Source organism: Burkholderia cepacia complex sp. TUM26381 (assembly GCF_057439935.1).
The window spans coordinates 2,351,866-2,364,353 of sequence record NZ_CM172007.1 but is presented as its reverse complement, the minus strand read 5'-3'; the positions used below and the strand labels follow the sequence as shown (position 1 = coordinate 2,364,353).

Here is a 12,488-nt window from a genome sequence, read left to right as displayed (position 1 = left end):
TCTGTATTGTTGCGTGCGCAATGAATGATTGCGGCACGCATGATGCGTCGATCGTGCATCATGCGCGCCGGCGCCGTCACGCGGCGTTCGTCTGCCAGCCGAGCCCGAGGCTCTTTTGCAGCGACACGTAGTCCTTGATCAGCTCGGCTTGCCCCGCAATCACGTTCTGTTGCGCGGACAGCGCTTCGCGTTGCGTATCGAGCAGGTCGATCATCGACGCGACGCCCGCGCGATAGCGCTGGTCCATCAGCGAGCGCGAACGCACGGCCGACGTTTGCACCTTCGTCAACGCGACGACGTGTTCGCGCTGATGCCCGTAACGCTGCAATGCGGTGTTGGCATCCTGCAATGCACCGAGCACGGCTTTCTGATAGTTGGCTTCCGCTTCGTCACGCGATGCTTCGGCTGCCCGCACTGCGCCGCGTGTGCGCCCGAAATCGAGGATGTTCCATTGCAGGTACGGCGCACCGACCCACGTGAAATTCTGCTTGCGGAACAGATGGCCGGGGTCCGTCGCGCTGAAGCCGAGATCGCCGAGCAGCGTCACCTTCGGGAAATAGTCGGCGACATGCTCGCCGATCTGCGCATTGCTCGAGGCGAGCCGGCGTTCGGCCGCGCGAATGTCGGGACGCTGTTTCAGCAGCGTGGCCGGATCGCCGATCGCGACGGTGCCGGGCAGCGTCGGCAGCGGGGCATCCGGTGTCGACAGCGCGGCGTCGAGCGCGCCCGGCGCGCGGCCCGTCAGGATCGCGAGCCGGTCGAGCGATTCGGTGACTTGCGCGTCGAGCGGGATCAGCGACGCACGCGTGTTTTCGACCTGCGTCGTCAGGCGTTCGAGGTCCGCATCGGCCGCGACGCCGCGCGCGCGGCGCTGCTGCGTGAGTTCGAGCATTTTCTGCTGCAACCCGGCGGTACGCTGCGACAGCGCGAGCCGTTGCTGCTGGTCGCGCAGGTCGACATACGCATTCGCGACTTCGGCCGCGATCGACACCTGCGTATCGGCGAGGTCCGCATCGACCGCTTCGGCCTGTGCGGACGCCGCTTCGACCGCGCGCCGCGTGCCGCCGAACAGGTCGATTTCCCAGGTTGCGTCGAAGCCCGCCGAATAGAGCTGCAACGGCCCCGAGCCGCCGAGCGACGGCGACGTGCCGCCCGACTGGTTCGAGCCGTTGGACGGCAGCAGTGAGCCGAGCGCGCTGACGTCCGGTTCGCGCATGCGGATGGCCGCGACGGTGGCCGACGATTTTGGCAGCTGCGCCGCGCGCTGTTGCGAGAGCTGCGCGCGCGCGGCGCGCAAGCGTGCCTGCGCGGCGTGCAGATCGGGGTTGTACACGAGCGCGGCAGTGATCAGGTCGTCGAGCTGGCGATCGTTCAACGCATGCCACCACGCGCTCGGCGCGGGCGCGGTGGCATCGATGCCGGCAGCCGGCGCGCGCACGAAGGCCGGTGCATCGGGTGCGGCGGGCGCGCCGGGGTAGTCGGGGCCGACCGTGCAGCCGGCGAGCAGGCACGCGGCCGCGCACAACGTGAGCACAGGGTGGCGGGGCAGGGAGAAGGGTTTCATCGCGTAAGACGGTTCAATGGCCGGACGACATCGGTTGCGGCCCGCGCGGCGTTCTCAGCAGCAGCGCGAGCGGCACGCAGGCGAGCAGCGCGAGGCCCAGCAGATAGAAGGTTTCGGAGTAGGTCATCACGACGGCCTGGATCTGGATCTGCTGCGCCAGTTGCCCGAGCGCGCGCATGTTCGAATACGCGAGGTCGCCGGTGTGTGCGAACCAGTTGGCCGCATAGGCGGACAATCGATCCTGCCCGATCAGCGAGTTCGCGGTCACCGATTCGCGGAGCGCGGCCGTATGGAAGGTCGTGCGCCGGTCGATCACGGTGCCGATGATCGCGAGCCCGATCGAGCCGCCGAGATTGCGCGCCATGTTGTAGAGCCCGGCCGCATCGCCCGAGTCTTCGCGTGCGACGGCCGCCATCGATGCCTGGTTGAGCGGCATCATCGCGAGCATCTGCGCGACGCCGCGGATCAGCTGCGACCACACGAAGTCATGGCCGACGCTCTGCGCGGTCAGGCTGATGTCGAGCATGCAGCTCAGGCAGAACAGCAGCAGCCCCGAGATCACGAGAATGCGGAAATCGACCTTGCCGAGCAGGCGCGGCAGGATCGGCATCACGAGAAAGGCAGGCAGCCCCGATAGCAGCATGATCGCGCCGGCCTGTTCCGCGTTGTAGCCGGCGACGATCGCGAGAAACTGAGGCAGCAGGTAGGACACGCCGTACAGCCCGGCGCCGACCGCGGACACGATCACGATCACGCTCGCGTAGCGCGGGTTGCGCATCAGCGACAGCCGCATGATCGGCCGCTTCGCGAAGCGCTGCGACAGCGCGATCAGGACCATTCCGGCAAACGACACGATGCTCAGCGTGACGATCATCTGCGATTCGAACCAGCGTTCGCGCTGGCCTTCCTCGAGCACGACGGTGAGCGAACTCAGGCCGATCGCGAGGCCGAGGATGCCGAGCCAGTCCGCGTTGAAGAACGAGTGCCATTGAGGTCGGTCCGACGGCAGCCCGAACACCAGCAACGCCATCAGCAGCAGGCACACGGGCAGGTTCAGGAAGAAGCACCAGCTCCAGTTCACGTTCTCCGCGAGCCAGCCGCCGAGCACGGGGCCGAACAGCGGCCCGAGCAGCACGATCAGGCCGAACAGCGTCATCCCGACCGGCAGTTGCGACAGCGGCAGCCGCGTGCGGATGATGGTCTGCGCGGTCGGAATCAGCGCGCCGCCCGTGAAGCCCTGGCCGATCCGGCCGGCGATCATCATCGGCAGCGAATGCGACCAGCCGCACATCATCGAGAACGCGATGAACAGCGCGGAGTTCGTCAGCAGGAAATTGCGCAGCCCGAACACACGCGTGAGCCATGCGGCGAGCGGGATCATCACGATTTCCGACATCAGGTAGCCGGTCGAGATCCACGTGCCTTCGGTGCCCGTCGCGCCAATTTCGCCCTGGATCTGCGGCAGCGCGGAGTTCGTGATCGAGATGTCGAGCGTCGCCATCAGTGCGCCGAGCGCGCCGGCAGCAACCGCGATCCAGTCGGTCACGCTCGCGCGGCCTTCGTGCGGCGGCGCGGGCATCGTGACGGGGGTGTCAGCCATGGCGCTTCTCGTCGCGGACCGAACGGGTATCGACGTCGACCGTCACGGACAGCCCCGGCAGCAGCATGCGTTGTGCGCGCGCATCGGCGGCAAGGCGGATGCGCACGGGCACGCGCTGGACGATCTTCGTGAAATTGCCGGTCGCGTTCTCGGGCGGCAGCAGCGCGAACTGCGCGCCGGTGCCGGGCGCGAAGCTGTCGACGACGCCGGACAGTGCGCCGTCCGGCAGCGCATCGACATGCAGTTCGACGGGCTGGCCGATGCGCATGTTGCCGATCTGCGTTTCCTTGAAGTTCGCGACGAGATAGATCGAGTCGACCGGCACGACGGTCAGCAGCCGCGTGCCGGGCTGCACGTACTGGCCGACGCGCACCGTGCGATCGCCGACGCGACCGGCGAGCGTGCTGCGGACGGTCGTGTTGTCGAGATCGAGTTGCGCCTGCGCGGCGCTGGCCTGCGCGGCCTCGAGCTGTGCGCGCGCCTGCTGGCGCTGCGCGGTGAACGACGCGATCTGCGTGCGCGCGGCGGCGATCGACGCGTTGTTCGCGGCCAGCGTCGCGGCTGCCTGGTCGCGCGTGCTCTTCAGGTCGGCGACGCGTTCGTGCGTTTCCGCGCCGGTCGCCGCGAGCGGTGCATAGCGCGTGTATTCGTCGCTCGCGTGCTGCGCGTTGATTCGCGACACCTTCGCCTGCGCATCGGCCTGTTCGAGATTCGCGTGCTGCTGGCTGATGTCGGCTTCTGCGCGCGCGATATCCGCGCGGCGGGCGTCGACGGTCGCGAGCGATTGCGCGAGCGCAACCTGGTACTGGCGCACGTCGAGCCGCACGAGCGGATCGCCGGCCTTCACGGGCTGGTTGTCGCGCACGTAGACATCGGTCACGTAGCCGGCGACTTTCGGCGCGGCAGTCATGCTGTCCGCCTGCAGGTACGCGTCGTTGGTGCTTTCGATGAAGCGGCCGACCGTCCACCAGCGGCCGAGCCAGACGGCGCCGCCGATGGCCGCGAGCACGGCGGCAATGAGCAGGATGCGCCGCTTTGTTCCGCCGTTCCCGTTGCGCGACGTTGTTCCGTTTTCCTGACGATCTGCTTTCTGTGGCGGGTCTTGCGGCGTCGACATGCTGAGTCCAATTTATTCCAAGTGGAAGAATTATTCCAGTTGATAAAATTGTGTCAAGTAGAATGTCGATCGAGCGAATGACGAGGAAGGCATGAACGAAGCGAAGAAGCTGCGCCGCACGTCGGCGGGCGGCTACGCGCGCGGCGACGAAACGCGCCAGCGGATCATCGAGGCGGCGATCGAGCTGTTCGGCGAACGCGGGTTCGCGGGCGCGTCGACGCGCGAGATCGCCGCGATGGCGGGGGTGAACGCGCCGGCGCTCCAGTACTACTTTGAGAACAAGGAAGGCGTGTACCGCGCGTGTGTCGAGACGATTGCCGAGAACGGCTGGGAAGTGTTCGCGCCGGCGGTCGGCCATGCGTGGGCGATGCTCGATGCGGACGCGGACGTCGACGTGCTGGTCGACGCGTTCATCGGGCTGCTGCGCGCGCTGTCGGACCGGATGTTTACCGCGCCGAAGACGATGAACCAGCGGATGTTCTTCGCGCGCGAGCAGGGCGGTCAGGAACCGGCGAGCGCGAGCGAAATCCTGATGACGCGCATGCGCAAGCCGCTGAACGACGTGAGCGCCGAACTGATCGGCCGCATCTCGGGGCGGCCGGGCGACGATCCTGTCACGCGGTTGCGCGCGCTGAGCCTGTTCGGGCAGCTCACGGTGTTCCATATCGCGCAGCGTTCGGCGCTGCAGTTGCTCGACTGGGAGGCTTTCGAGGGAGAACGCGCGGCGTTGCTGATCGAGACGATTACCGACCAGACGCGCGTGCTGCTCGAACAATGGCATGCGCAGCGCGATGTGCCGGCGGCCGGCTCGGAAACCGTGGCGAAGCGCGGGCAGGGTTCCGCCGCGTCGAAACGCACGGCGAAACCGGGGGCGGCAACGCCCGCGGCGAACAGCGCGGGGCGCGTGAAGAAACCCGCCGCGCGTTGAGCACGGCGCGTCACGCGCCTTGAATGGTCAGCCCGGCTTGTGCTCCCCGTTGCCGGGCGACGGCGGCCGGGCTGCCGTTGCCGGCGCGTTGCCGTTGTCGGTGGCGTGCTCGCCTTCACCATTGCCGGCAGGCCGGGATCCGTCCGCATAGGCCACCAGGCTGCGCTGCGGATTGGCGATCCGGATGCCGCGTTCGCGGAACGTCTCCGCGATCCGCCGGTTGAATTCGCGCTGCACGCTCCAGCGCGTCGCGTCCGTGCACTGCATCTGTCCGGCCAGCGCGAGCGCCGCGCCGTCGACCTGGTCGATGCCCCAGTAGCTGAAGTCCGACAGGATGCCGTCGTGGTACTTCGGATCGTCGCGCAATGCGGCGCCGATTTCCTTGAGCGTCGCAATCGCGCGATCGATGTCCTCGCCGTACGCGATGCTGACCTTGACGGCCGCGTTGCCGAGCCCGCGATTCGTGTTGTTGACGGTCGTCACCGAGCTGAACGGGATCGTGTACAGCGATCCGTCGCCCGCGCGCAGCCGCACGGTACGGATCGACAGGTATTCGACCGTGCCCGACACGCCGGCGAGCGTGACCCAGTCGCCGACCTGCATGGCGTTCTCCATCAGCAGGAAGATCCCGGTGATGAAGTCCTGCACGAGCTTCTGCGAGCCGAAACCGAGCGCGACGCCGAAGATGCTGGCGCCGGCCAGCAGCGGGCCGACGTTCACGCCGAGTTCGCTGAGGCCCGTCAGCACGACGACGAGCGCGATCATCACGAACAGCAGCGAACGCAGCATCGGTAGCAGCGTGCGCAGCCGCGCCGCGCGCACCAGGTTGCCTTCGCGCGTCCAGCGCTGCAGGCGGCGTTCGATCGCGATGTTGGCCGCTTCCCACACGACGAGCGCGACGATCGCCGCGATCGCGATCGTCACCAGCGCGGACGCGAGCCGGTGGCCGATCGTGCCCGTCTCGAACGCGCGGAAGACCGGTACGCCCCAGATCTGCAGCAGCAGCACGACGGTCACGATGCCGATCGCCCCCGACACGATCTGGCGCAGCAGCGGGTAATAGCGGTACGCGTGCAGATGGACGAGCGTGCGGTCTTCGTCGCGGCCCTGGAACAGCCGCGCGAGCGCGCCGAACACGACGATCGACACCATTCGCATCGCGATCATCACGGCGATCGAACGGCCGCCAAGAGTGATCAGCACGCGGTAGCCGTTGTGGACGTCGAGCGCCCAGACGAACCACAGGGCCATCACGATGAAGACCGATACGGGCGCCCAGGCATCCGCGAGCGCGTTGCCGACGACCGCGAAGGCCGGCCGGTCGGCGCCGGCGGCACGGATCCGTGCCGCGACCGGCTGGCGGCACTGGAGGATCAGCACCGAGATCATCAGGTGCCCGACGAGCGCGACGGCCTTCAGCAGCGCGACATGGCCGGCTTCGCTGAGGCCGAAGTTCGCGGCGATCTCGACGGCCGCCGTGCACGCGCCGACCACGATCGCGATCCGCGCGATCGAGCGTTGCGCGAAATCGGCCCATGCGTCGCTGATGTGCACGAGGCGCAACTGCCGCGCATCGGGCTGGAAGAACAGCCGGCTGACGATCGTGACGAGCCGGCAGATCACGTAGATGTCGATCAATGCTTCGAGTGCGGATTCGACCGGCGTGCCTGCGTCATCGATCAGCGACATCGTCAGGCTCGCTGCACCGACGAACACGAGCAGCGGCACCACGCGCAGCGCGAGGCTGACGAGCGCGCGCGGCATCCGGTGCAGCAGTGTGGTGTGCCGCCGCGCGTGGCCTCGTCCAGGCGACGCCGAGGGGGCTGCGTCCGGCGTGTCGGCGCCGGCAGCGTCGGGCGGGGGGGCGGTGTCTGCCGGCTCCGCGTCGTCCGCGTCCGGTGCGGCGGGATCGGATGCTGTTTGGCGCGATGCGTCGCCGCGCCGTGCGGCCACCGCGGCCAGCGCGCGTCGCAGCAGCCGCTTCGCGAGCCATTCGACGAAGAGCGCCGGCGCGAGCACGGCGAGCATGATCCAGATCGCGTGCGTGAGATTCGCGCGCTCGTCGGCGCGCACGAGCCTGTCATGCCACCAGCTTCCTACCGAACCGATATCGAGCAGCGAGCGTAGCGACTCCTTCAGTGCGCCGCCGATTTCGGTGGTCCAGCGCGATCCCTGGCGGACGAGCAGCGATGCGAGTCCGTTCGATGTGAGTGCGGTCGGGGCGGCGGCAGCCGATGCGCCGCTGGCGGCGGCCGCTTCGCTGGCCGCGACCGCAGGCGCACTCAAGGCGCCGACGGCTGCGATCGCGCGCAGCGTCGTTTCGACTTGCGCGCGATCGCGCGGGTTTTCGAGCACATTGAGTGCCTGCTGGGCCTGTTGCGGCGTCAGGGCGGGCGCGGTGCCGGAGGCGGCCGACGCCGCGGCCGGGGCGGGGGCGGCCGCATGGGCGGCCGAGACGAAGGCGGCAAGCAGCCAGCCGAGAAGGAAATGTCGCATGGAGTGGGCATGCGGGCGCGCATCGGCACGCGGCCCGCCAGGCTGAACGATGGACGGAAGTTAACATGATCGCGATCGGGACCGAATAGTTCCGTCGACGACGATTCGAATCGGGCATGCGCGAGGCGGCGCGGGCGTTGGCGGCGCGTTCGCGCAGGCAGGTGCCGGACGCAGGCGTGCGACCGACCGGAATGCGGGAGCAGCCTGCGTGCCCGGTCGTTAGGCGCCTGTAGCGCGTGTTGGCAGGCGCCGGCACCGGCACCGGCGCGCGGCGCATCGTTACGTGAGCGTTCGTCCGGTCACGATCGGCCTGTGTATCGCATCAAGTGGATTCGGATTCCTGATGAATCAGGCATTTTCGTCATGAAAGAACGGCAGCACGTGCTCCGCGATTTCTTCGATGACTTCCCGTACGGGCCGGTCCGATCCTGGGTTCAGCGTGACATGATGCGTACCCGCGGCACGCATGTCCCGCAGGATGTCGACCAACGCGCGGCGCCCGGTTGCGTAACCGAGCGGCAGCGCGGTGGCCGGCGCATCGGGGTCCGCGGCGAGATCGAGCCGCATCGACACGCCGAATGCACGAAAGTCCGGCGAAGCGAGCCGGTCGACCGCCGCGCGCCACATCGAATAGCGTGCGCGCTGCGTTTCCGGATCGCGGTGATACGTCATCCAGCCGATCGAATGCCGTGCGATCCAGTCGACGCTTTGTCCGCCCGAGCCGACGGCAAGCATCGGCACCGCGTCGTCGCCACGCGGCAGCAGCGTGAATTCGGGCGCATCGGGCGGCGCTTCGTCGGGCAATACGCGCGACGGCAGGCCGAGCGCGGCCGCGACGACGTCCCAGTGCGCGCGATAGCGGTCGCGCCGCGTTTCCGCGTCGACGCCGAACGCCGCGTATTCGGGCGGCCGGTCGCCGGAGCCGAGCCCGAGGATGAAGCGTCCGCCCGACAGCGTCGCGACCGACAGCGCGCCTTTCGCGATATGCAGCGGATGACGCAGCGGCAGCACGATCGCGCCGCTGGCGAGCACGATCCGGCGCGTGCGCGCCGCCAGTGCGCCGAGCAGCACCCACGGGTCGAGATGGCCGACCGGATCGGGATAGTCGGCGCTGTTCAGCGGCACGTCGCGAATCCACAGCGCACGAAAGCCGAGCGTATCGGCCAGCGCGGCGAGTTCGAGCTGTTCGTCGAAGTCGGCGACGATCTGGCCGCTGCGCAGCAGCGGAAGCGTGAGGCCGATCGACAGCCGCCCGGTGCAAAACACGCGATGCGTGACGTCGGGGCGGGCGGGAGCGAGGGGGGGCATGTCGGATCCTTTGGGGCGAGGCAGGGCGCACGTGTGGGGTGCCGTGTCGGAATGCTAGCGTGTTTGTGTCACGCGCGAGCGGGGCGGCCCGTGCCGTCCCCTCCGGTGCTACGTGACCCGCAGCGTCGTGCCGCGCAGCGCGAGCCCGAGGCGTGACGCCACGCGTTGCGACGCGCGGTTGTCGCGGTCGGTGCTGTAGAACAGCGTGCGCGTGCGAAGCGACGGCAACCGCGACCACGCGGCGGTAACGGCTGCCGCGAGGCCGCGCCCGCGGAACGCCGGGGCCGTTGCGAGACCGAGTTCGGCGCCGGTATCGGACAGCCGCGCGGCAAACGCGACCGACACGACTTCGCCGTCGACGACAGCCGCGCACCACGGCGCCCACAAATCGGCGATGCTGCACAAGCCCATCGAGCGCAGGCCGTCGGGCATTCCGTGCGCGGACAGCGATTGCCGCAATTGCCGGCCTGCGTCGCTGTTGCCGTCGACCAGCGCGACGTGCGCGCCGGTGTCGAATTCAAGCGCGTTCGGCAGCGCGTACACGAGGCCGATGTTCCAGTGCGAAACAGGCGCGAGCTGCGCGAGATAGCGTTCGAGATGCGCAGGCTGAACGCTGTCCGACAACGGCGGCTCGCTGTCGGCCATGCGCGTCAGTTCGTCCGCAAGGTCCGCAGACACGTCGGCGCGGACGCCCGCCAGCGTGCCGCATGCGCATCGGCCCAGCCAGAAGCGCGGCCCGGGCGAGCAGCCGGGATCGTTCTCGCGTTCGATTCGGCGATCCGGGCGCAGCCGGAACAGCGTCCGGTAGTCGATATCCAGCCAGTCGTTTGCGTCGGTCATGCGTCGGGTGGGGTCTCCGGTCAGGCGGCGAAGCGCCGCGCGCGCGAGGCAAGATCCGGCCCGCACATGCGCTCATGTGCGGGCGGCCATTGTGGGGCGATTGTAAGCCGGCCGGCGATGGCACGCAGATGCAACGCCGCGATCGCGGCCCGGGGCGTGAGTGAGCGCCGCGCAGGCAGGCACGACCGGACGTCCTCGACCGGACGCCACCCCCCCGCGTTTCAGTTTCGAAACGTTCACGCTTTCTGCTGGTGCGCGATTCGCGCCGGCAGCCGCGTATCCGCCCGCGCGGCCTTGCGGCGTGAAGCATGGTGCGCTCCTTGCATATCTGTAGGGGCCGTGAGCGCGATCGCGGGCGCAGTCGGCCCGGCAATCGCTTCAGTGGGTCGGACGTATCGAAGACGGGGACAAGAGAATGAAAAAAGACCGAAATGCAACATGTCGTGTTGCAAACATGAATCGCCGACCTGCCAGGGTGTTCGCTTCGCCGTTGATTGCGGCGACGTGAGCGGGCGGCTTTCCGTTCCATCCGAGCAATCGGGTTCGTTCTGAACGACGACGTGCATGCGTGACGCACGAGGCCGACCGGTCCCGGTCGGCCGTCGGGGATGAACCGCGAACGCGGGCGGATGGCCCCGGCCTGGATCCCGGATCGTCATGCCATGGCGCAACGCAAGTCGTCGCGCGGCGGATGCGTTCGCGCGCCGTGTATGGCATCGGCGTGACGCGTTCGAGGCGCCGGGGCGGATCGGCAAGCCGGTAACGCAGCGATGCGCGCGGCATCACGGAACACGCGTAGTCCGGGGAATGCGTCCTTCATGCTCGGCATGGCGGGCGCCGCAACGTTGTGCTGTCAGTTGATCCACTACCCCGATGGATCAATTGTTGAAGCGCCCGTCGCCGAGTGGCGATGGGCGTCTTTTTTTGTGCGCCGGTTTGCCGCGGGGGCGCCCGCCAGATCGCGCGGCGTTCTGTATCATGTGCTGGCGTGCCTGGCCGCCCGTGCGGGCGCACGGCCTGCCGGCGCACCCGATCACGCGTTGCCAACATGAACGATAAAGTCCTGCACGACCCCTCAACCGCTGGCGTCGATCCGGCCGCGCTCGATGCGCTGCACACGTTCGTCGAGCGTCATCCGCGCCTGCTCGTGCTGACCGGCGCGGGCATCAGCACCGATTCCGGCATTCCCGGCTATCGCGACCGCAACGGCCAATGGATGCGCTCGCCGCCGATCCAGCTCCACGAATTCCTCGGCTCCGATGCCGCGCGGCGGCGCTACTGGGCGCGCAGCATGATCGGCTGGCCCGTCGTCGGCCGCGCGCGGCCGAACGGATCGCATGTCGCGCTGGCGCGGCTCGGTGACGCGGGCCGGATCGAGCGCCTCGTCACGCAGAACGTCGACGGCCTGCATCAGCGCGCGGGCAGCGGCGACGTGATCGAGCTGCACGGCGGAATCAACGGCGTGACCTGCCTTGGATGCGGCGCGCATCACGCGCGGGCGACGATCCAGGCCGTGCTCGAAGCCGACAATCCCGAACTGCTGGGCGCGCAGGCCGAGCCGGCCGCGGACGGCGACGCGCACCTCGAATGGGCTGCGCTCGATTCGTTTCGCATTCCGGCGTGCCCCGAGTGCGGTGGACTGTTGAAGCCGGCGGTCGTGTTTTTCGGCGAGAACGTGCCGCGCGAGCGCGTCGCGCTGGCGTCGCAGGCGCTCGATGCGGCCGATGCGTTGCTCGTCGTCGGTTCGTCGCTGATGGTGTATTCCGGCTACCGCTTCTGCGTATGGGCGCAGGCGCAGCAGAAGCCGGTCGCCGCGCTCAATCTCGGCCATACGCGCGCCGATCCGATACTGACGCTGAAGGTCGAGGCGCCGTGCGCACCCGCGCTCGACGCGCTCACGGCGCGGCTGGGTCTGCGCGGCAACACACTGGAGCAGGCATCGTGACTGGCGCAAAACCTTCGCCCGATCCCGCCGCGCGGTTGCTGGCGCCCGCGGCCGAACGCAACCGCGAGCCGATCCTCGACGTGTTGCGCCGCGTGCTGCCGGCGAGCGGCAGCGTACTCGAAATCGCGAGCGGCACCGGCCAGCATGTCGTCCATTTCGCACACGCATTGCCGGATTTGCGCTGGCAGCCGAGCGACCCCGACGAACAGGCGCGGCACTCGATCGCCGCGTGGATCGCGCATACGGGCCTCGCGAACGTCGCCGGACCGCTGGCATTCGACGTGCGCGACGCATCGTGGCCGGTCGCGGCGCTCGACACGATCGTCTGCATCAACATGATTCACATCTCGCCGTGGGCCTGCACGGAAGCGCTGTTCGCGGGCGCATCGCGCCTGCTGCGGCCGGGCGGCGTGCTGTTCCTGTACGGCCCGTACCGTCGCGACGGCCGGCATACGGCGCCGTCGAACGAAGCCTTCGACCTGCAATTGCGCAGCCGCGACCCGTCGTGGGGCGTGCGCGATCTCGAGACCGTCGTCGCGCTCGGCCTCGATCGCGGGCTCGACTGCATCGAGATCGTCGAGATGCCGGCGAACAACCTGAGCGTCGTGTTCCGGCGGCTGCCGCACGCGGAGCAATGACACGCAAGCGCGCATCGCCGCCGGGTTTCCACTATCCTTTCGCCTGTGCGCG

General features: G+C 68.6%; 9 protein-coding genes. 3 read left to right on the top strand and 6 right to left on the bottom strand.

The genetic code is table 11. From position 1 onward, the window contains the following. Positions 1 to 76: 76 nt before the first annotated feature. Genes ACWMMN_RS27250 through ACWMMN_RS27240 form a run of 3 tightly spaced genes read right to left on the bottom strand, consistent with a single transcriptional unit; the run spans position 77 to position 4,281 of the window. Complete coding sequence (locus tag ACWMMN_RS27250; protein WP_342705890.1) at positions 77 to 1,564, bottom strand: efflux transporter outer membrane subunit; 1,488 nt, start codon at positions 1,562 to 1,564, stop codon at positions 77 to 79. A 13-nt stretch (positions 1,565 to 1,577) separates the two neighbouring features. After that, positions 1,578 to 3,164 carry an MDR family MFS transporter gene (locus ACWMMN_RS27245; protein ID WP_342705891.1) on the bottom strand — a complete coding sequence of 529 codons (1,587 nt, stop codon included), beginning with the start codon at positions 3,162 to 3,164 and terminating at the stop codon, positions 1,578 to 1,580. Continuing rightward, positions 3,157 to 4,281, bottom strand: a complete 1,125-nt coding sequence (locus ACWMMN_RS27240; RefSeq protein ID WP_486423386.1) for an HlyD family secretion protein — start codon at positions 4,279 to 4,281, stop codon at positions 3,157 to 3,159. The genes ACWMMN_RS27245 and ACWMMN_RS27240 overlap by 8 nt, the downstream gene beginning before the upstream one ends. A 91-nt stretch (positions 4,282 to 4,372) precedes the next feature. Between ACWMMN_RS27240 and ACWMMN_RS27235 the strand changes: the two genes are divergently transcribed. Beyond that, complete coding sequence (locus ACWMMN_RS27235) at positions 4,373 to 5,209, top strand: CerR family C-terminal domain-containing protein (RefSeq protein ID WP_486423385.1); 837 nt, start codon at positions 4,373 to 4,375, stop codon at positions 5,207 to 5,209. Positions 5,210 to 5,236: 27 nt separating this feature from the next. Here the strand turns inward: ACWMMN_RS27235 and ACWMMN_RS27230 are convergent, their stop codons facing one another. From ACWMMN_RS27230 to ACWMMN_RS27220, 3 genes are all read right to left on the bottom strand, one after another. Continuing rightward, positions 5,237 to 7,705: a mechanosensitive ion channel family protein gene (locus ACWMMN_RS27230; RefSeq protein ID WP_486423384.1), complete on the bottom strand. Its 2,469-nt coding sequence runs from the start codon at positions 7,703 to 7,705 to the stop codon at positions 5,237 to 5,239. Positions 7,706 to 8,053: 348 nt separating this feature from the next. Then, positions 8,054 to 9,013, bottom strand: coding sequence for an LLM class oxidoreductase (locus ACWMMN_RS27225; RefSeq protein WP_486423383.1), 960 nt, complete (start codon positions 9,011 to 9,013; stop codon positions 8,054 to 8,056). A 108-nt stretch (positions 9,014 to 9,121) separates the two neighbouring features. Beyond that, positions 9,122 to 9,853 (bottom strand): GNAT family N-acetyltransferase, encoded by a 732-nt coding sequence (locus tag ACWMMN_RS27220; RefSeq protein ID WP_486423382.1) that lies wholly within the window; start codon positions 9,851 to 9,853, stop codon positions 9,122 to 9,124. A gap of 1,048 nt (positions 9,854 to 10,901) precedes the next feature. On the opposite strand from ACWMMN_RS27220, the gene ACWMMN_RS27215 reads away from it, so the two are divergent. Both ACWMMN_RS27215 and ACWMMN_RS27210 read left to right on the top strand, forming a co-directional pair. Further along, complete coding sequence (locus tag ACWMMN_RS27215; RefSeq protein WP_486423381.1) at positions 10,902 to 11,798, top strand: NAD-dependent protein deacetylase; 897 nt, start codon at positions 10,902 to 10,904, stop codon at positions 11,796 to 11,798. Continuing rightward, a complete protein-coding gene (locus ACWMMN_RS27210; RefSeq protein WP_486423380.1) occupies positions 11,795 to 12,436 on the top strand; it encodes a DUF938 domain-containing protein in 642 nt (213 codons plus the stop codon). Before ACWMMN_RS27215 ends, ACWMMN_RS27210 begins: the two co-directional genes overlap by 4 nt. Positions 12,437 to 12,488: the final 52 nt, after the last annotated feature.